Source organism: Candidatus Palauibacter sp. (assembly GCF_965197445.1).
GTDB lineage: Bacteria > Gemmatimonadota > Gemmatimonadetes > Palauibacterales > Palauibacteraceae > Palauibacter.
The window spans coordinates 1,358,742-1,378,191 of sequence record NZ_CBDANE010000005.1 but is presented as its reverse complement, the minus strand read 5'-3'; the positions used below and the strand labels follow the sequence as shown (position 1 = coordinate 1,378,191).

At 68.2% G+C, this 19,450-nt stretch carries 14 protein-coding genes; 9 read left to right on the top strand and 5 right to left on the bottom strand.

Features of this window, described 5'->3' with window-relative positions:
• Nucleotides 1-10: 10 nt before the first annotated feature.
• From ACN9M6_RS13370 to ACN9M6_RS13355, 4 genes are all read right to left on the bottom strand, one after another.
• Nucleotides 11-2,164 (bottom strand): M56 family metallopeptidase, encoded by a 2,154-nt coding sequence (locus tag ACN9M6_RS13370; RefSeq protein ID WP_419163387.1) that lies wholly within the window; start codon nucleotides 2,162-2,164, stop codon nucleotides 11-13.
• Nucleotides 2,161-2,544, bottom strand: coding sequence for a BlaI/MecI/CopY family transcriptional regulator (locus ACN9M6_RS13365; RefSeq protein WP_419163386.1), 384 nt, complete (start codon nucleotides 2,542-2,544; stop codon nucleotides 2,161-2,163). The genes ACN9M6_RS13370 and ACN9M6_RS13365 overlap by 4 nt, the downstream gene beginning before the upstream one ends.
• 98 nt (nucleotides 2,545-2,642) lie before the next feature.
• Complete coding sequence (locus ACN9M6_RS13360) at nucleotides 2,643-3,041, bottom strand: type II toxin-antitoxin system VapC family toxin (protein ID WP_419163385.1); 399 nt, start codon at nucleotides 3,039-3,041, stop codon at nucleotides 2,643-2,645.
• The gene (locus ACN9M6_RS13355; protein ID WP_419163384.1) at nucleotides 3,034-3,330 is read right to left on the bottom strand and encodes an AbrB/MazE/SpoVT family DNA-binding domain-containing protein; all 297 of its coding nucleotides are present in this window, start codon (nucleotides 3,328-3,330) and stop codon (nucleotides 3,034-3,036) included. The genes ACN9M6_RS13360 and ACN9M6_RS13355 overlap by 8 nt, the downstream gene beginning before the upstream one ends.
• Before the next feature lie 228 nt (nucleotides 3,331-3,558).
• On the opposite strand from ACN9M6_RS13355, the gene ACN9M6_RS13350 reads away from it, so the two are divergent.
• The 8 genes from ACN9M6_RS13350 to ACN9M6_RS13315 all read left to right on the top strand — a co-directional run bounded on the left by ACN9M6_RS13350 (nucleotide 3,559) and on the right by ACN9M6_RS13315 (nucleotide 17,686).
• Nucleotides 3,559-4,347 (top strand): SDR family NAD(P)-dependent oxidoreductase, encoded by a 789-nt coding sequence (locus ACN9M6_RS13350; protein ID WP_419163383.1) that lies wholly within the window; start codon nucleotides 3,559-3,561, stop codon nucleotides 4,345-4,347.
• Nucleotides 4,348-4,354: 7 nt separating this feature from the next.
• A complete protein-coding gene (locus tag ACN9M6_RS13345) occupies nucleotides 4,355-8,140 on the top strand; it encodes a hydantoinase B/oxoprolinase family protein (RefSeq protein ID WP_419163382.1) in 3,786 nt (1,261 codons plus the stop codon).
• 54 nt (nucleotides 8,141-8,194) lie between these two features.
• Nucleotides 8,195-8,542, top strand: a complete 348-nt coding sequence (locus tag ACN9M6_RS13340) for a hypothetical protein (RefSeq protein WP_419163381.1) — start codon at nucleotides 8,195-8,197, stop codon at nucleotides 8,540-8,542.
• Nucleotides 8,543-8,551: 9 nt separating this feature from the next.
• Complete coding sequence (locus ACN9M6_RS13335) at nucleotides 8,552-9,802, top strand: type II toxin-antitoxin system HipA family toxin (RefSeq protein WP_419163380.1); 1,251 nt, start codon at nucleotides 8,552-8,554, stop codon at nucleotides 9,800-9,802.
• The gene (locus ACN9M6_RS13330) at nucleotides 9,793-12,627 is read left to right on the top strand and encodes a leishmanolysin-related zinc metalloendopeptidase (RefSeq protein WP_419163379.1); all 2,835 of its coding nucleotides are present in this window, start codon (nucleotides 9,793-9,795) and stop codon (nucleotides 12,625-12,627) included. Before ACN9M6_RS13335 ends, ACN9M6_RS13330 begins: the two co-directional genes overlap by 10 nt.
• A gap of 270 nt (nucleotides 12,628-12,897) precedes the next feature.
• The gene (locus tag ACN9M6_RS13325; protein WP_419163378.1) at nucleotides 12,898-15,594 is read left to right on the top strand and encodes a M14 family metallopeptidase; all 2,697 of its coding nucleotides are present in this window, start codon (nucleotides 12,898-12,900) and stop codon (nucleotides 15,592-15,594) included.
• 114 nt (nucleotides 15,595-15,708) lie between these two features.
• Nucleotides 15,709-17,130 (top strand): AAA family ATPase, encoded by a 1,422-nt coding sequence (locus tag ACN9M6_RS13320; protein WP_419163377.1) that lies wholly within the window; start codon nucleotides 15,709-15,711, stop codon nucleotides 17,128-17,130.
• Nucleotides 17,111-17,686, top strand: coding sequence for a hypothetical protein (locus tag ACN9M6_RS13315; RefSeq protein ID WP_419163376.1), 576 nt, complete (start codon nucleotides 17,111-17,113; stop codon nucleotides 17,684-17,686). The genes ACN9M6_RS13320 and ACN9M6_RS13315 overlap by 20 nt, the downstream gene beginning before the upstream one ends.
• A gap of 13 nt (nucleotides 17,687-17,699) precedes the next feature.
• Here the strand turns inward: ACN9M6_RS13315 and ACN9M6_RS13310 are convergent, their stop codons facing one another.
• A complete protein-coding gene (locus ACN9M6_RS13310; protein ID WP_419163375.1) occupies nucleotides 17,700-18,536 on the bottom strand; it encodes a M15 family peptidase in 837 nt (278 codons plus the stop codon).
• A 115-nt stretch (nucleotides 18,537-18,651) separates the two neighbouring features.
• Between ACN9M6_RS13310 and ACN9M6_RS13305 the strand changes: the two genes are divergently transcribed.
• Nucleotides 18,652-19,446, top strand: coding sequence for an N-acetylmuramoyl-L-alanine amidase family protein (locus tag ACN9M6_RS13305; RefSeq protein ID WP_419163374.1), 795 nt, complete (start codon nucleotides 18,652-18,654; stop codon nucleotides 19,444-19,446).
• Nucleotides 19,447-19,450 lie beyond the last annotated feature (4 nt).

Genomic DNA, 19,450 nt, shown 5'->3' with positions numbered 1-19,450 from the left:
CGTCCCGCCGTCATCTTGTCAGGCGGCGCAGCTCCGTGATCTCGTCCTCGAGCGAGCGCTCGACCTCGTCAGCCCGCGCGTCGGTGTTCAGTTCCTCGATCATCCGTTCGATTTCGCGCGTCTTCCCTTCAAGATCGTACGCCTCGATCTCGGCTTCGATGGCCGCGACCTTCCCCGCGAGGTCGTAGTCCTCGATCTGCTGCTGGATCGTCGCAACCCTGCCCGGGAGGTCATAGTCCTCGATCTCCGCTTCGATCTCGCGAACCTTCCCGTCGAGGTCGTACCGGTCGATCTCTTCTTCGGTCTGCCGGATCTGCGTGTCCCACTCCCGAATGTCTTCCTCGATCGCTTCCCGGGCTTCGGTACTCGTTGTCAAGGCCATGGCGGAGCGCAAGGCGCTGATCCGGCCCCGGTACCCCGCGATCCGACCGTTCATGCTGGCGACGCGTCCTCTGCGAGACGCGATCTGGCCCAGCAGGCTGGCGACGTGCCCCCGATTGGAGGCGATCCGGCCGCGCAGGCTGGCAACGTGCCCCCGGTGGGACGCGCTCTGCCCGCGAAAGCTGGCGACACGCCCTCTGTGAGAGGCGATTTGGCCCCGCAGAGCGGCTTCTTCGCTGCGGCTGCGAATCCCCCATGCCTCCTCGTAGCCCCGCAGCACCGTGAACATCAGGTCGCGCCATTGCCGTGCCTGGGCGTCAAAGGTCCGGCTGACGCCATCGACGCTCCACTGGTGTTCGATGCCGCCGGGATCTTCGGTGACGACAAGCCGGTGGACCTTCTCGTCGCTGGACTCGAGGACGATCCAGCTGTCGGCACCCACGGCTCGAACCGAGGTCCCGTCGTCGCTCATCACCACGTCTCCATGCGTCCGCATGCAGAGGTGCAGGCCCCCAACCGACTTCTCGATGGTGCGGTCTCCGTTGCGCCACCCGGTCAGCGTGATACCCTGGCCGCGAATGACCATCGTCCGCATCGAATCGGCGGAGAAGGAGCACTGGATCGCCTGCGAGGCGGAGGTCTCCAGCCGCAAAGCAACCGGATCCGGTCGCGGTTCGGCTGCGGGCGCGATGATCGGCGGAGATTCAGGTTCAGCGGGGAGCGCCGGGGCCTCATCGATCGGGATCGGGCGGGCGGCCGCGGCACACACCGCCACGATGCCGATCACGGTCAGGGTGATGGTCGTACGGACAACGCTGGGACGCGGCCGCTGGCGTTCGAGTATGGACATGATTCGGCTCTCAAGTTGTGACGACTTCACGATGGGCAGCGCCAATACGTTGGGATCGGGGCGAAGGCCGGACGCCAGCAGGAGAAGATGCCGGGCGTAGTCGGAGGGGCGCATACCGAGCCTGAGCACCTCTTCATCGCAGGCTTTCTCGCTGGCGAGCGTCGCGAGGCGTGACGCCAGCCAGCTCAGGGGATGGAACCAGTAGAGGGCGAGCACGACCCGTCCCGCGAGTTGCCGGAGCGCGTCGCGCCGACGCACATGGATGAGCTCGTGGGCCAGCACCACAGCGCGCCGAGCGGGGCTCCAGTCCGTGGCCGACGGAGGGAGCAGGATCACCGGCTTCCAGAACCCCCCGGTCATCGGCGTGGCCGCGGCTTCGCTCGACAGGAGCCGTACTTCGCCGCGAATCCCCGTTCGCTGCCGGACTACGTCGGCCTCTCGAAGCCACTCCGGATCTCGCAGGGGGTGCGCCGACCGGATCAGTTCCCGGAGGCGGACGGCGCTGGCCCCAAGCGAAACCAGCGCAAGCACGCAGCCGATCGCCCAGACGAGGACGAAGACGGTGATCGGGCTCGGAGCAGACCTCACTGGCTCGGTGGCGGGTGTGTCGAGCCGAGGCCCGTGCACCGAAGCCTGGGCGTCCTGTAACTCGGTGGTCTGAGGCGGCGTCATGCCGGCGGGAGCTGCGATGGAGGCCGGTTCCGCCTCGCCACCGCCTGACGGGAGGATCGGGACGTTCCAGGAAGGCCCGAAGAGACCGAGCAGGGGCAGCGCGAGCACGAGGGCGAACGTCGTCGTCCACAACAAGTGGAGCGTCCTGGGCGAGCCGCGTCGTCCGAGCCATGCCAGAGCGAGCGCCAGCAGCAGGAGCAGCGTAACCCGTGCCGCCAGTCCGGCCACGCTCGGGGCCGTGCCCATGAGGAGCCCGGTCATCGTCCCTCCTCCGCGGCCTTCTCGATCATGGCCTGAAGGCGGGCGTGCTCTTCGGGCGTCAGGTTGCCCTCCCGGAGCTCGAGCAGCGTCGCCACGGCGCCCTCAACCGAGTCGCCGAAGAAGGTCCGCAGGACGTGGCGCATGGCCGAACGCCGGGCGCGCAGGGCCGGCATCGTGGGCGAGTAGAGGTAGCGCGGTCCGTCCGGCTCGCTCACCAGGTGTCCCTTTTCCACAAGGTTCCGGAGGATGGAACGGACGGCCGAGTACGTCGGAGGATCGGCCATGTTCTCCTGGATCTCCGCGGCGGTCGCATTCTCCAGTTCATAGACGAGGTCCATGACTTCGCGCTCACGCCGGCTCAGTGACGGGAGTGGACTCACTGCGGTTCTCTCCTTCTCTCACGACTTCTCTCACGACGGGCCTGTGTCCCTGGAAGACACCGTAACATGGAGCTGCTGAAAAATCAACACATCGGCTTCTAGCGGATGGTGACGACCGTCACACCTTCGATGGAGAGTTCGGCCCAGTCCCGATCCGCCGTGAGCGCCGGCAGGCCGAGCCTGCATGCCGTCGCCAGGCAAGCGCGGTCGCCCAAGCCGAGCCCAAGGTGTCGCGTCTTCGGGCGGTACGCGCCGCTGAGTAGAGCGGTATCGTGGTCGAAGGGAACGGCCTCGATCCCGAGTTCATGGAAGACGCTCGTCACCGCTCGCGCGGTCCAGCCGTCCTGCGAGAGTCGCGCCGCGACTTCGGCCACGTTGACCGCCGACATGGCCACGCCACGCCCAAGGGCACGGGCGACCCACCCCGCGCCCGGTTCTTCGAGGACCGCCGCAAGAAGGGCTGAGGCGTCCAGGACGCTCTCGGCCGGTTCACTCACGCGCGGCTTCGGCTCGCCGTTCCAGGATGAACGCGTCAACGACGCTCCCGGACCCCTGCTTCCGCCTCGCGATGACCTGCAGGCGCTTGAGCGCCCCGGCTGCCGTGCGCACTCGGATCGTGTCGCCCTCCAGGCCGACGATCAGCTGCTGCCGGCCGCGGATGTCCAGGGCCTTGCGGAAGCGTGAGGGGAGCACCAGTCGGCCGGCCTCGTCGATCGTGACGCGCTCGGTCTCGGCCACATGGTCTTGCGGGCCCTCGGTGGTCGGGTGCCGAGTTCGATCTTTCATGGCATGATCCGTATTTGTGGTAGATCATACAATCATACCATTAGGAGCTACAGGTCGCGAATGGGTCACAGCCCTCGCGGGGAACTGGACCCCTACCTGGTGTCGCATGCCGCACACCGCCTTCGTCGATACCATGGGAACCGCGTCTCTGATCTCCGGAGGTTTCGCGGCGGCGATCAACCCGGGATCATCACCGCGGCAGGCATCGACCAAATGGGAGGGTTCCGCGTGATCACGCTCGAGGGGAAAACCGCGATCGTCACCGGCGCGGCGAGGGGGATCGGCGCCGCGTGCGCACTCGCCTTCGCCCGACACGGCGCCTCGGTGGTGCTCGGAGACGTCCTGGAGGAGCGTTGCGCCGAGACTGCCCGGGCCATCGCGGAGGAGACCGGGGCCGATGCTCTCGCCGTGCGGGCGGATGTGAGCGATGAAGGGGAGTGCGCCACCCTCCTCGAGACCTGCACCGAACGGTTCGGCGGCTGCGACATCCTGCTCAACAACGCGGGGATCATCGCGGCGGGGTCGATCCTGGACGCGACCGTCGAGGACTTCGACCGTGTCCTGTCCGTGAACCTGCGCGGGACCTTCCTCGTCTCCCGCCTCGTGGCCCGCCACATGGTGGCACGCGGGGTGAAGGGGACGATCATCAACATGTCGTCCACGAACGCGGTGGTGACGATCCCGAACCAGCTCGCCTACGCGGCCTCCAAGGGGGGTGTGGCGCAGCTGACCAAGGTCATGGCGATGGCGCTCGCGCCGCATGACATCCGCGTCAACGCGATCGGCCCGGGGACGATCGTGACCGATATTCTGGGCGCCGTGATCGCCGACGACGAGGCCCGGCGCACGATTCTTTCGCGTACCCCGCTGGGGCGGTTCGGCGACCCGGACGAGGTCGGGACGGTGGCCGTCTTCCTCGCCAGTGACTACGCGTCCTATCTCACGGGCGAGACCATCTACCCGGACGGGGGACGGCTGGCGCTGAACTACACCGTTCCGCTGCGCGAAGACGGGTGAACGGCGGGTGAGCGGCGGATCCATGGCCCGGGCGCGGCTGGCCATCGACATCGGCGGGACGTTCACGGACGTAGCCCTCGAGACCGGCGGGCGGCTGGTCACGACGAAGGTGCTCACGACCACCGCGGCCCCGGAACGCGGCGTCCTCGAGGGGGTGCACAAGGTCCTGGGGATCGCCGAGGTCCCGGCCTCGGCGGTCAGCCTCGTCATTCACGGCACCACGCTGGCCACGAACGCCATCATCGAGCGGCGCGGCGCCCGCACCGCGCTCATCGTGACGTCGGGGCATCGCGACGCTCTGGAGATGGCGCACGAGAACCGCTTCGAGCAGTACGACATCGGCGTGGACCGCCCTCCCCCCCTCGTCCCGCGTCGGCTTCGGCTCCCGGTGGTGGAGCGGGTCGACCACCGCGGCCGCGTCCTCGTGCCGCTGGAGGAAGGATCCGTGCGTGCGCTACTCCCGACGCTCGGGGCCGAGAGCGTGGAGGCGGTCGCGGTGGGGCTCATCCACGGCTACGCCAACCCATCTCACGAGCGGCGCATCGGCGAGATCCTCGACGAGTGGCGGCCGGGGCTGCCGGTGACGCTGGCCTCGGACGTGTGCCCCGAGGTGCGGGAGTACGAACGCCAGTCGACGGCCTGCGCGAACGCATACGTGCAGCCGCTCATGGCCCGTTACCTGCGGGGGCTCGCGGATTTGCTCCGCGAGTCGGGTCTCGCGTGTCCCTTCCTCCTCATGACCTCCGGCGGGGGGCTCACGACGCTGGAGACCGCGATCAGCGCACCGGTCCGTCTGGTGGAGTCCGGGCCGGCGGGGGGCGCGATCCTGGCCAGCCACCTCGCCCGGGAACTGGATCTGGGCGACGTCCTCTCCTTCGACATGGGCGGGACGACGGCCAAGCTGTGCGTCATCGATGGCGGGCAGCCGCTCCATTCGCGGACGTTCGAGGTCGCCCGCAGCTACCGCTTCAAGCAGGGGAGCGGGCTTCCGGTTCGGATCCCGGTGATCGAGATGGTCGAGATCGGAGCCGGGGGCGGGTCGATCGCCGGCGTGGACGACCTCAAGCGGATCCAGGTGGGGCCCGCGAGCGCCGGGTCCGAGCCGGGACCGGCGGCGTACGGCCGGGGCGGGGACGAGCCCACGGTGACGGACGCCGATGTCGTGCTGGGGCGGATCGATCCAGACCTCTTCGCCGGGGGCTCGATCGCTCTCGACCGGGGGCGGGCCGCGGCCGCGGTCGAGGCCCGCGTGGGTGGGAGGCTGGGACTCGACCCGACGCTCGCCGCACTCGGCATCAGCGAGATGGTGGACGAGAACATGTCCAACGCCGCGCGCACACACGCGATCGAGTGGGGGAAAGGGGTGGCGGGCCGCACGCTGATCGCCTTCGGGGGCTCCGCGCCGATCCACGCGGCGCGGCTGGCGGACAAGCTGGAGGTGGACCGCTTCCTCGTCCCCGCCGACGCGGGGGTGGGCTCGGCCGTGGGCTTCCTCCTCGCCCCCATCTCCTACGAGGTCGTGCGCAGCCGCTACATGCGGCTGTCGGGCTTCGAACCGGGTGCGGTGCGGGAGGCGTTCGTCGAGATGCGAGCGGAGGCCGTGGCCGTGGTCTCGCGAGGAGCGCCGGGGGCGGCCACCAGCGAGAAGGCGCGCGCCTACATGCGCTACGTGGGCCAGGGCCACGAGATCGGCGTCGACCTCCCCGAGGGGGTCGAGGACGCGGCGGCCCTGCGCGAAGCGTTCGACCGCGGCTACGAAACCGTGTACGGACGGACCATTCCGGGACTCGACGTGGAGGTCCTGAGTTGGACGCTCGTCGTGAGCACCCCCGCGGCGGCAGACGTTCCCGCGGGAACGTCCACGGGGTCCGTGGAAGAGTCCGGAACGGGACCCGCGGAGAAACCGGAGCCCGAGCGCTGGACCGAACTGTGGGATGGACCCGGAGGAGAGTCGGCCTCGGCGGCCGTCCACACCCGCGCGGGGCTCGCGGAAGGGGCGGGCGTCGAGGGCCCGGCGCTGATCGCCGAGGACCAGACGACGACGGTGGTCCCGGATGGCTGGGCGGCCCGGGTGCTGGCCGGCGGCCACCTCCTCGTCGAGCGGCAGGCGGCGGCATCCGGCGTCGGCGCGGGCATCGCCGCCCTCGAGGACCAGATCATGTGGAGCCGGCTGCTCTCCGTGGTGGAGGAACAGGCCCGGACCCTCGTGCGCACCGCGTTCTCAACCCCCGTGCGCGAGGCGGGCGACCTCTCCGCCGGCGTGTTCGACCTCTCCGGGCGCATGCTGGCGCAGGCCGTCACGGGCACGCCCGGCCACGTCAACGCCATGGCCGCGTCCGTCGGGTTCTTCCTCCGGGACCACCCCGTGGAGACGCTGGCAGAGGACGATGTCCTGATCACGAACGACCCGTGGGAGGGGACCGGGCACCTGAACGACTTCACCGTCGTCACGCCCGCGTTCCTGGGCGGCCGTCCGGTGGCGCTCTTCGCCGCGACGAGTCACATCGCCGACGTCGGCGGGCGCGGCTTCGGGGCGGACGCGAACCAGGTGTTCGAGGAGGGGATCCGCCTCCCCATCGGATACCTGATCCGCGGCGGCCGGGTGGACGAGACGCTCATGCGACTGGTCCGGGCCAACGTGCGCGACCCGGACGTGGCCCAGGGCGACCTCTATTCGCTGGCCGCCTGCAACCGCACCGGATGCGAGCGGCTGGTGGCGATGATGACGGAGTTCGGGATCGATTCCCTGGCGCCGCTGGCGGAGATGATCATCGCCGCGTCTCGTCGCGCGATGGAGGAACGGATCCGGGCCCTCCGTCCCGGCACGTACCGGAACCGCATGAGAATCGACGGCTACGACGAGGACCTCGATCTCGTGTGCGCCCTCAGCGTGGGCCCCGACGGCATCCGGATCGACTGGGACGGCACGTCGCCCATGTCATCGCGCGGCATCAACGTCCCCGTCACGTATACGCGCGCCTACAGTTCGTTCGGGGTGCGCTGCATCGTGGGCTCCGAGGTCCCGAACAACGCCGGATCGCTGGCCGCGATCGCGGTCTCCGCCCCGCCCGGTTCGCTCCTCAACGCGCCCCCGCCCGCCGCCGTCTCAGCCCGTCACGCCATCGGGCAGATGCTTCCGGACGTGGTGCTGGGCTGCCTGGAACAGGCGCTGGACCCCGGATCCGTGCCCGCGGAGGGCGCGTCCTGCCTGTGGAATCCCGTCATCATGGCCGGGCCGGGCCTCACCGGTCCGCACATCTACCGTGGCGAGCATTTCGTGGTCAACCCCTTTCATGCGGGGGGCACCGGGGCCCGCCCCGGGAAGGATGGGCTCTCGGCGACGGCGTTCCCCTCCGGCGTCCGCAGCACACCCATCGAGATCACCGAGACGGTGGCGCCGCTCATCTTCTGGCAGAAGGAGTACATTCCCGACTCCGGCGGCCCCGGCGAGTTCCGGGGGGGCCTCGGCCAGGTCATGGAGATCTCCCACGCGTCGGGTGAAGCGTTCGCCGTCTCCAAGATGTTCGAGCGGGTGCGCAACCCGGCCCGCGGCCGCGACGGCGGCGGCGACGGGGCCGCGGGGCGGGTCCACGTGCCGGGCGTGGGCGAGTTCCGGCCCAAGGGTCGCGAGATCGTGCCTCCGGGGTGTCGGATCGTGCTGGAGACGCCGGGGGGAGGCGGCCTCGGAGACCCCTCCCGGCGGCCACCCGAACTGGTACGGGAGGACGTGCTCGACGGCTACGTCAGCGCCGAGGAGGCGGCGCGCGCGTACGGTGCTTTAGACTTGAAATAATGTCCATGATGATGTACGGTATGTCATGCAAACACCATTATCATGGTCAGTAACATGCAGAAGCGCATTCAGGGGACGCTGCCGCTTCCGGTTCGGCGACTCCTCCGTAAGCTCGGCTCGGACATCAGGGACGCCCGCCTCCGCCGTCGCATCCGCGCGACGACGATGGCGGAACGGGCGCTGATCAGCCGCACCACGCTGCACAAGATCGAGCGCGGCGATCCCGGCGTCTCGATGGGCAACTACGCGACCGTCCTCTTCGTCCTCGGGATGGAGGACGGCCTGGCGGAACTGGCCGACCGCAGCCGGGACGGCCTTGGGCTCGACCTGCTCGAGGAGCACCTGCCGCAGCGCGTCCGCCATCCCGCTCCGCGCCCGCGACGCGCCCGCAGGGGGGACTGAGGCCGTCTCGTGGAGCGCCGGATCCTGGTCCATCTCGACCTGCACGGAACGCCGACCCTCGTCGGACGACTCCGGGTCAGAGTTCGCGGCGGCCGCGAGAGCGCGTCGTTCGAGTACGATCCGGACTGGCTGAACCACCCGCGACGATTCGCGCTCGAGCCGGCGCTGGCGCTCGGGCCCGGTCCGTTTCACACCCGGCGGGCGCTCTTTGGATCGATCGGCGACTCCGCGCCGGACCGCTGGGGACGCGTCCTGCTGCGGCGCGACGAGGTTCGACGTGCCCGGCGGGACGGGCGCGCACCCCGCACCCTGTTCGAGTCCGACTTCCTTCTCCGCGTGGATGACGAACTGCGCATGGGGGCGCTCAGGTTTTCGAGCGACCCGGACGGACCCTTCCTCGCCGAGCCTCGGGCGAGACGCATCCCGCCCCTGGTCGATCTGGAACGGCTACTGGCCGCCTCGACGCGGTTCACGCGCGAGGAGGAAGGGGATGACGACCTGCGGCTGTTGCTCGGGCCCGGCGCTTCACTCGGGGGCGCCCGGCCGAAGGCCGCCGTGAGGGACAGCGGAGGCGGGTTGGCCATCGCCAAGTTCCCCCATGCCGCGGACGAATACGACATCGTGCTCTGGGAAGGCGTCGCCCTCTCGCTGGCGCGACGCGCTGGCATCGAAGTTCCCCATTGGCGTCTCGAGCAGGTCGGCGAGCAGCGCGTCTTGATCCTGCGGCGCTTCGATCGTGAGGGCGCCCGTCGGGTGCCCTTTCTATCCGCGATGAGCATGCTGGGGGCCGACGACCGCGAGCAAAGGTCCTATCTGGAGATCGCGGACGCCCTTCGGCGCCATGGAGTCGCGGCGAAGCGCGGTCTGGCCGAACTCTGGAGAAGGGTCGTCTTCAGCATCCTCGTCTCGAACACCGAAGACCACCTTCGCAACCACGGATTCCTGTACGACGATGGCCAGGGTTGGCGGCTCTCTCCCGCCTACGACCTGAACCCGACCCCCACGCACATCCGCCCGCGCGTTTTGCGCACCCATATCGACGAGTATGACGGAACGGCTTCGTTGGACCGCGCATTGCCTACGGCAGAGTATTATGGGATCGATCTCGGGCAGGCGAAGCGGATCGGCGGCGAGGTGGCGCAAGCGGTCTCCGGCTGGCGGGCCGAGGCGGCCGGTTCGGGGGCTTCCGCGAGGAGCATCGCGCTGATGGAATCCGCCTTCGCTCACGAGGATCTGAGGATGTCGAGGTCATGGGGCTGATGCGAAACGGAAGGGCGGCGCTCGCTTTCACCTTAGGGATGGTCGGGTGTGACGGCGGCACTACGGAGCCGGCGCCCGCACCCGTCCGGACTCCGGTAGCGACGCTCGAGGCGCGGTCTCCGGACGCGTCCGAGGGCTTGGACGCCATCGTGCCGTTCCGCCTCGATCCCGCACCCACTTCTCCCGTCACCGTGAGATATTCGCTCGGGATGGACGACGACCCGGCCACTGCCGATGCGGATACGGCGGACTACCGCGCGAGCGGTTCGGTCTCCTTCCCCGCAGGGACCAGCGCCGTCGACGTCCGGATCACGATCCGGGACGACCCGGACATCGAACCCGCCCGCGAAGCCTTCGTCCTCACGCTGGACCCGCCGGCGGAGGGTGCGGGATACGTGCTCGGCGCGGTGACTTCGGCTCCGGTCACGATCCGCGAGGGCGTCTGTGACCGCACGCCTCATATTCGCGACGCCCTGGTCGTGCGAACGCGCGCCGCCAGCTGCTCGGATGTCTCCAGCGAACATCTGGGGATCACGACTCTGAACCTCTCGGGAACCGAGCTCCCGACGCTCCGGCCGGGCGACCTCTCCGGCCTCTACAACCTGAGAAATCTGGACCTGTCCGAGGTCGGTTTCACCGCGTTCCCGGAGGGCGTCTTCTCCGACCTCGCCAGGCTCGAGACGCTGCGCCTGCGGAACAACGGCTTCGAGACCCTGCCGGCGGGTGCGTTCGCGGGGCTCTCCCGCCTGAAGACGCTGGATCTGGGCGGAAACGCCCTCGCGACGTGGTCCGAGGACGCTTTCTCGGCACTCCCCGCGCTCGAGAGTCTGGATCTGCGCGACAACGCGCTGGCCGCCCTGCCGGCGGGCGCCTTCGCCGGGCTCGCCGCTCTGAAGATGCTGAACCTTGGCGGCAACGAGTTCGAGACGCTGCAGGAAGGCGTGTTCGACGGTCTCTCCGGCCTGACGTGGCTGTACTTCGGCAACGGCGGCATCGGGACGCTGGAGGAGGGCGCCTTCGCCGGCCTTTCCGGCCTGGAGAGCCTGCTCCTGCAGGACAGCGGACTCGAGGCGCTCCCGGCGGGGGTCTTCGCGGGCCTGGCCCAGCTCACCGAACTCCGGCTGGACCGGAACGCGCTGGAGGCACTGCCGGCGGGGGTGTTCGCCGACCTCACCCGTCTGGAGACGCTGCGCCTGTACAGAAACCGGCTCGCGGAGCTGCCCGCGGGCCTGCTCTCGGGCCTTTCCGCCCTGCGCGTGCTGCGACTGGACCAGAATCGGCTGACGACGCTTCCCGAACGGATGTTCGTCGGCCTGCCCAGCCTCGACACACTGCTCCTGGCCGGGAATCCGGGGGCTCCCTTCCCGCTCGCACTCGAAGTCGAGAGGACCGACAGTTCCGACCCGCGAGCCGCGAGCCCGGCCCGGGTCGCGATCCGGTTGGCCGCGGGAGCGCCGTTTCGGATGGAGGTTCCGCTGTCGGTCCAGGGGGGGGGGCTCTCGTCGGAGGTGGCGGACCTCGAGGCCGGGAGCGAGCAGAGCGCCGAAGTCACGGTTACGGCAAGCGGCGGCGGCCAGAGCGAGGCTCAGGTCGTCGCGGGCCCTGCCCCTCTGGTGCCCGCGGGCGTCACCGGCCTCGAGATCGGACTGGGGGACCCCCTCATCCTGTTCGGAGAGGGCACGAACCGCACGCCCGTGCCGGAGCGCGAGGTGGCGCCCCAGCGGCTGCAGGCAGACGGCCCCGTAACGACGCTCGCGGCGTCAGCGTATTTCCGTGACCCGGAGGGCGCCGAGCTGGAATTCACGGCCGGCACCGATGATCCGGGGGTGGTCACGGCGACCGTCGAAGGCGGCGCGATGACGCTGACCCCCGTGGGTCCGGGAACCACGATGGCCACGTTGACGGCGGCCGACCCGCCGGGGCTGACGGCGGAGCTGTCCTTCCGGGTAATCGTGAGAGAGGCCGCTTCCCGACCCTTCGACATTGATCTCATCCTGCTGGACGAGGTGACCGAGTCGCAGGCGGAGGCGTTCGAGGATGCGGTGAACTTCTGGTCGGCGATCCTGGCGGACACCGAGCTGCCGGACGTGCCCCTCGGACAGGACATGTCGCCGGGGTGCTGGAACATCCACTCCGACCAGCGCATCGGCACCGTGGACGACATCGTCATGGTGGCTTCGGTCAAGGAGATCGACGGCGAGGACGGCACCCTGGCCCGGGCCGGTCCGTGCGGGATCCGTGACGGGTCGCAGCTGCCCTTCCTCGGCGCACTCGAGTTCGACGCGGCCGACCTGGCGCGGCTCGAGGCGGAGGGGAACCTGAAGGACGTGGAGGAAGTGATCCTGCACGAGATCGGCCACGTCCTGGGGATCGGCACGGTATGGGCCCGCCAGGGCCTGCTCCGGAACCCCTCGCTTCACGATCCGGACGCGGACACGCACTTTACGGGTCCACTGGCCATCGAGGCATTCGACGCCCGGGGCGGCGCGAGCTACGACGACGGCGAGAAAGTGCCCGTCGAGAACGCGTCCGGGCCGGGGGCGGCCGACTCGCACTGGCGCGAATCGGTGATGGGCCATGAACTGCTGACGCCGTATCAGGAGGCGGGCGAACGCGACCTGCTCAGCCTGATCACCGTACAATCCCTGGCGGATCTCGGGTACTCCGTCCGGGTCGGGCTGGCCGAGATCTACCGGGTGCCGGGTTCGACCGGTGGAGCGCGTGCCACCCCCTCCCGGAGGATCCCGTACGGCGACGATGTCCTCAGGGGACCCATCACCGTGGTCGACCGGCATGGGCGTGTCGTCCGGGTGATCCCCAACTGACGAACATTCAAGGGACGAGTGGAGTTGATTCCGCTGGAGCCCATCGAGGCGGCGCGGGGCTTCCTTCGAGGCATCGATACGACGGTCCCCCGCGACGGAGACGGGTAGTCGACCTCGACGGGGACCTGGCCGTGGCCGCCGCCGCGTTGAGCGTCGACGAGGGGTTGCCGCTGACCGACAGCATCATCCTGGCGACGAGCCGGATGGAGGATGCGGTCCTATGGACCCAGGACGCGGATTTCGAGAGACGAAGGTGACAGAATGCGAACGATGATCTCACATCGGTGGCGGTCGTTGGCCCTCGGCTCCATGACGCTGGGGGCGGTATTCCTCGGCGCCTGCGCGACGGATGCCGGTGGCGGGGCCGGAGACGTGCCGGCCCCCGCCGACGTCATCGGGTTCGCGCCCGGCGAGGACTACAAGCTCACGAACTACGACGGGATCAAGGCCTATTTCGAGGCGCTCGCCGCATCGACCGACCGCATGGTGCTGGAGCAGATCGGCGAGAGCACACGCGGAGAGCCGCTCTATCTGGCGGCGATCTCGTCGCCCGCGAACCTCCGCCGCATGGAGCGTCTGAAGGAGATCACGCGGACGCTCGCCTACGCGCGCGATCCGGACGAGGGCTACGGATCGGTCCTCGATGAAGAAGAGGCCAGGGCGCTGGCGCGGGAAGGTGTCGCGGTCGTGTGGATCGATGGCGGCTTGCACGCGACCGAGGTCGCGCACGGCCAGGTGATGCCGGAGATGGCGCACCACTTCGTCACGGACGAGTCGCCGGAGACGCGGCGGATCCGCGACAACGCGATCGTGCTGCTGATGGCGAACATGAACCCGGACGGCCTCAACATCGTGGCCGACTGGTACATGTCGAATGTGGGCGGCGAGTTCGAGATGGCGCGCGTCCCCGAGCTCTATCATCACTACATCGGGCACGACAACAACCGCGACTGGTACATGCTGACGCAGGTCGAGACGCAGGCCGTGACGCGGCAGCTCTATCACAACTGGTTCCCGCAGATCGTCTACAACCAGCACCAGTCGAGCCCCTTCCCCGGCCGGATCTGGATGCCGCCGTTCGAGAACCCCGTGAGCCCGAATCTGGACCCTCTGGTCGTGAGTTCGATCAATCAGATGGGCCACTCGATGCGACGCCGGTTCGACGAGGAGGGGAAGCCCGGCGTCAACAGCGACATCGTGTTCGACCTGTGGTGGAACGGGTCGATGCGCGGCGGCCCCGACTATCACAACATGCTCGGGTTCCTCACGGAGACCGCCGGCGCGGGGTACGCGACGCCCCGCTGCTATGAAGAGGACGAGATCCCCGACACTTTCGGCGCCCGTGCCGGGAACCTGCCCGCGAAGGCGCCGTCGACGAACTACAACAACCCCTGGCTCGGCGGCTGCTGGCACCTCCGCGACGCCATGGACTACATGATGACCGCGGCGAAGGCCGTGGCCGACATGGGCGCCAAGCTCAAGGGGGAATACCTGTTCAACCACTACCGGATGGGCCGGCGCCAGATCGAGCGGGGCAATGCGGCGGACGGGGGACCCTTCGCCTACGTGCTCGACCCCGCGGCCTCGCACGACCCGGGGTCGGTCGTCGAGTTCATGAATCTGATGTCGCAGTCCGGGATCGAGTTCCTGCGCGCCTCGGAGCCGTTCTCGGCGGGAGCGGCGGGATCGGCGGGAGAGGTCGCCTTCCCCGCGGGGTCGTACGTGATTCCGCCCCAGGCCTTCCGTCCCTACGTGGTCGACCTGATGGAGCCCAAGCAGTACCCGGACCGGCGCCAGTATCCCGGCGGCCCGCCCGAGCCGCCCTACGACATGACGGGGTACGAGCTGCGCTTTCAGATGGGTCTGGAGGTGGCGAACGTGGACGGCCCGTTCGACATGCCGGCCGGTGAATGGGGGGAGGTCGCGGCCGACATCGGCGAGGTGCGGGGCGAGGGCGCGGCCGGGTTCGCGCTGCACGGCAACTCGAACTGGGTGTACCGCGGGCTCGCGACGGAGGCCGGCCGCGGTGCGGAGCGGTTCCGGACCACGCGCGCGCTGTCGACGCCGGACGGTGACATCCCGGCCGGGTCGTACTGGCTCCCGGGGCTCCCGGCCGCTGCCGCCCGCACGATGGCGGCCGAGCACGGGCTCACGCTGACGGGCATGTCCGACCCCCTTCCCTCCGACGCGGTCGCCCCCGCGCGAACCCCGCGCGTCGCGATCTATCGCTCGTGGCAGGCCGCGATGCCCGAAGGCTGGACCCGGTGGGTGCTCGACCAGTACGGCTTCGAGTGGGAGAACGTGTGGGACGCCGATGTGCGGTCCGGCGACCTGTCGCGCTTCGACGTCATCCTCCTGCCCTCGCAGGGCGCGGCCGGGATCGCGCGGGGACATGCCCCCGTTGACATGCCGCCGCAGTACACCGGCGGGCTGGGCGAGGAAGGCGCCGCCGCCCTCCGGGCCTTCGTCGAAGGCGGGGGTTGGCTGGTCGCCTTCGACCAGTCCGTGGACTACGCGATCGAGACGTTCGGTCTTCCGTTCAGGAACCGTTCGCGCGGGCTCTCCTCGCAGGAATTCTTCATCCCCGGCTCGGTGATCCGGCTCCGCGTCGACCCCTCCCACCCGCTCGGCTACGGGATGGACGAGGGAGCCGCGGCGCTGTTCTCCCGCAGCCAGGTGCTCGAGCGGACCGGCAGCGGGGGTGCCGCGGGGGCGCGTGTCTCGACGCCGGTGTGCTACGCCGACTCCGACTTCCTGGTGAGCGGCTGGACGCTGGGGGGCGAAGAAGTGCTCGCGGGTTACCCCGCCGCCGCGCAGGTGGGCGTGGGCAGGGGGCAGGTCGTGCTGTTCGCCTTCCGGCCGCACTTCCGCGGGCAGCCGCGCAACACGTTCAAGCTCCTGTTCAACGCGCTGGCCGCTTCCGCCACGGAGGACCTCCCGGCGAACCCCGGCCTGCGATGCCGCTGATCCCACCCAACTCCGTCGCGCCCGGCCGCCCCCGCGTTCGCCCCCGCGTCCCGCAAAGACTACCATTCCTTCCACGCTAACGGATGTCGCGCACGCCCGATGGAGGTTGCTCGGATGAGGTTTGGCTTCCACCACATCGGCCCCGTCGATGCCGCCGAAATCACGCTCGGCGACCTGACTATCATCGCCGGTCGCAACAATACGGGGAAGACGTACGTAACGTATGCCCTATATGGTTTCCTTGACGCCTGGTATGCTTGGCCCGGCGCCGAGGATTTTTTTCTTGGCGATTCGTATCGTGACATTCGCACGGTCGCCGGAGCGGATCGTCTTCCCGACGTTCGGGAACTCGCCAAGACCGCGTCTGCGACCGGCGAGGCTCTTCATACCGTCGCTCCCCGGGACTTGCACAGGGTACGCACGCAGATGCTCAAGGTGCTTGCCGCCCACTTCTCCGAAGCCATGCTTCCCGCCGTGTTCAGTTCGTCGGCGAGCACGTTCCGCAATGCTGCAATGACCGTCGACATCACCGAACCCTTTCCCGACTCTCTTCCACCTCTCGAATTGCGAACCGGAAGAAAGGGACGGTTGTCGATTGAGTACCAATCCGAAACCATGACCGTCCGATGGACCGGTAGTGATGAGAGCTCCCGACGCCTAACACATATGATCTCACATCTCTATCACCGTCTCCTGTGCGCCACCTTTCCCGAGGCTTTCATCCTCTCAGCCGAGCGCTTCGGCATCTCTCTCTTCTACAAGGAACTCGACTTCGCAAAGAGCCAATTGGTCGACCTGCTCCAGAAAATTGATACCGAAGAAGATCGTGCCAGGATTTCGCCATATCTGATTATTGACCGGAGCACTAGCCGGTACGCACTTCCGATCAAGGACAATATCGACTATACGCGAAGCTTGCCCGATCTCCGCAAGAAGCTCGGTCCACTTTCAAGCCACAGGATCTTCAATGAAATAAAGGATATGATGGAGGGATACTATAAGGCCTCTGGAGACGACATCTCATTCAAGTCCAAGACTCGGGGAGATCACAAGTTTGAGATTCCGCTTCATCTTGCGTCGTCGTCCGCACGGGGTCTGTCAGACCTTTATTTCTTCCTCAAGTATGTCGCGGACGAGAACCACCTACTCATCGTGGACGAGCCCGAGAGTCATCTCGACACGACGAACCAGATCCAGCTCGCCCGCCTGCTGTCCCGGCTCGTTCGTATCGGCATCAAGGTCCTGATCACCACACACAGTGATTATCTCATCAAAGAGATCAACAACCTCATCATGCTGAGCCATCTCGTGGATAATGACGAAGCGACGGCAGCGACACTGGAGTACGTTGAAGCGGATGCGCTACCCGGCGCCTCGGTTCGGGCTTACGTGGCCGATAGTCGCGAGCTTGTCGAGGCTCGCATCGACCGTTTCGGAATCGACATGCCGGTCTTCGACACGACGATCAACAACATCAACAAGACATCGAACACGCTTGCAGCGGCGTTGGAAGCCCATGAGTCTCGCAATTCCTGACGGCATGAACCTCTCCGCGCAGCTGAGGAACGTATTGAAGGACGAGCTTCTTACGGAGGTGGCCAGCGGAACAATCGAGCTACTCGAGGATCAACCGGAACGGGACAGGCCCATGACGTATACGATTTCGGGACTTCCCGAGTCCGCGACGGTGATCAACATGAGAGCAACGCAGCATCTTAAAGGGCTGGCCGATGGTGGAGACTGGAAGCGAATCTGCGACTATCTGCTCGTTGCTCGGCTCGACGACGATGAGCGTCACTATGCCGTCCTGTTGGAGATGAAGACAACGATCGGGATCGCTCGCAAGTACAGGGAACAGCTTCGGCGATCGATGCCGATCCTGGACTACCTACGACGCGTCTGCGCGGTAGAGTATGGCCAGAAGCTATCAGTAGTTCGGAAATACGTTCTCGTGGGAGAGCAGTTCCAGAACAGATTCGACAAACAGCCCACTAGAGCGGGGCCGATGCGGGGCCTCGTCGAAGAGTACGAAGGGATCGCGATCAGGATGTTCGCAGGGACCGGAGCACCTTTCAGAGCCCTGGTGGAGTGACGCCGGGCGGGGGTCAGAGGCGGGCGGCCTGCACGTGCATCCAGTCGAAGTTGCGGTGCCGGCCGAGGCTGACCCAGCCCTCCTCCTCCCAGAAGCGCCACCAGTCCCCGTAGTCGGGGCCGTCGAGCGACGCCTGTCCCCGGCCCCAGTCGAGCTGGTTGTGGCCCGGATCCCAGTCGATCGCGATCCCCCAGGAATGCGTCGACCAGCGACTTCCGCGCCGCATCTTCCGAGGATTGTAGCTGCCCCCGTACAGGTCCAGACGCAGCCGCTCGATCTCGGGCCCGCCGTAGTGGTCCCAGGCGTTGGCGAGGATCCGGCCCAGGCTGTCGGCGCACGCCTCGTGGATCGTGATCCTGCGCGTCGTCGCCTTCATGTTCCAGGCGACCTTCAGCTTCCACGGACACTCGACACGCCGTAGCGGAGGGGTGAATCCGTCTCTCACGCCGCGCGGACCGAACACAGCCTCGATCTCGCTCTGCGGCGACTGGGACGGCCATGCGTTGGGGTTCAGGCGCGGGGGCTCGAAGTCGCGCCAGTTGGCGGGCGGACGCCGGGTCTCGAGCGTTTCGGCGAGCGCGCCGTATGCGAAGTCGGTCTGCGGCCCCCACCAGCCGTCGACCGGCCCGGCATCGATCCCCTCCTCGTGACACCAGAGTTGCAGGTAGGCGACCGTCCGGCGTTTCTCCGACCAGTTGCGCCAGCCCGAGGGCAACTCCGCGTCCCGGTCTTCCAGCGCCGCGTCCACCGCACCGTTCGTTCGCGGACCGCGGCGCCCGTCGATCTCGCCCCCGTAGTGGCCCAGCGTTTCGAGCCGCGCCTGTATCCGTCGCACCGCCGCTGCGATCATCTGACTTTCCCCCCCGAGTGTTGCCGGCCGGTGGCGGCGCCGGTAGCGTCAAGGATCGTGCCCGGCGAGGGAGGCTTCAACCCGCCGGGCTCGTGCTTGCGGAGGAGATCTCGATTTGAAGCTGACGATACTCACGGCCGTCGTCGTTCTCCTCGCCACATTCGAGGCGCCCGGCGTCAGCGCCCAGCCGTCTCGCTCCGTCGAGCGCGAAATGGAAAGCGACGCGAGCGCGAGGTGGCGCGCGTGGCGGGACTACAACCGCTATCCCGGCCCGATCCCGACCCCCGACGAGTGGGAACCACCCGACGGCCCGATCAAGGTCGGGCTCCAGGCCGGACACTGGCGCGCCGACGAGGCCCCCCGCGAGCTCCGCCGGATCAAGTACAACGGGACGGTGTGGCGGGAGACGGCGGAGTGGGAAGCGAACCTCGCGATCGCCCGGCTGGCGGCGGCGGACCTCGAGGCGCTCGGCTACGAGGTCGACATCCTGCCCGCCGTTGTGCCGCCGGGCTACCGAGCGCACCTGTTCATCGCGATCCACGCGGACGGAAGCGACAGTCCCCAGGCGTCGGGCTACCGCGTCGCTTCGCCGCGGCGCGACGCCACCGGACGCGCACCGGAGATGGCGCAACTGCTGCGGGAGAAGTACGGCGCGGCGACCGGGCTTCGGGGTCTGCCGGTCGAGACGCGGCGCATGCGGAACTACTACGCCTTCAACTACCGCCGTTATGAACACGCCCTCCATCCGATGACGATCGGCGTCATCATCGAGACGGGGTTCATCACGAGCGCGAGGGACCGAAGCGTCATTCTGGACGCGCCGGAGAGAGCGGCGCGGGGGATCGTCGAAGCGGTGAAGGCCTTCCCGGTCACGCCGCCGCCCGCCGAACGCCAGCAGTTCGAGCCTTAGCAGC

Coding starts and splice junctions, on each gene's coding strand:
- ACN9M6_RS13370 (WP_419163387.1), bottom strand. CDS start 2,164: ATGACCGGGCTCCTCATGGGCACGGCCCCGAGCGTGGCCGGACTGGCG.
- ACN9M6_RS13340 (WP_419163381.1), top strand. CDS start 8,195: ATGCAGAAGCGCATTCAGGGGACGCTGCCGCTTCCGGTTCGGCGACTC.
- ACN9M6_RS13310 (WP_419163375.1), bottom strand. CDS start 18,536: ATGATCGCAGCGGCGGTGCGACGGATACAGGCGCGGCTCGAAACGCTG.
- ACN9M6_RS13325 (WP_419163378.1), top strand. CDS start 12,898: ATGATCTCACATCGGTGGCGGTCGTTGGCCCTCGGCTCCATGACGCTG.
- ACN9M6_RS13315 (WP_419163376.1), top strand. CDS start 17,111: ATGAGTCTCGCAATTCCTGACGGCATGAACCTCTCCGCGCAGCTGAGG.
- ACN9M6_RS13320 (WP_419163377.1), top strand. CDS start 15,709: ATGAGGTTTGGCTTCCACCACATCGGCCCCGTCGATGCCGCCGAAATC.
- ACN9M6_RS13355 (WP_419163384.1), bottom strand. CDS start 3,330: ATGAAAGATCGAACTCGGCACCCGACCACCGAGGGCCCGCAAGACCAT.
- ACN9M6_RS13330 (WP_419163379.1), top strand. CDS start 9,793: ATGGGGCTGATGCGAAACGGAAGGGCGGCGCTCGCTTTCACCTTAGGG.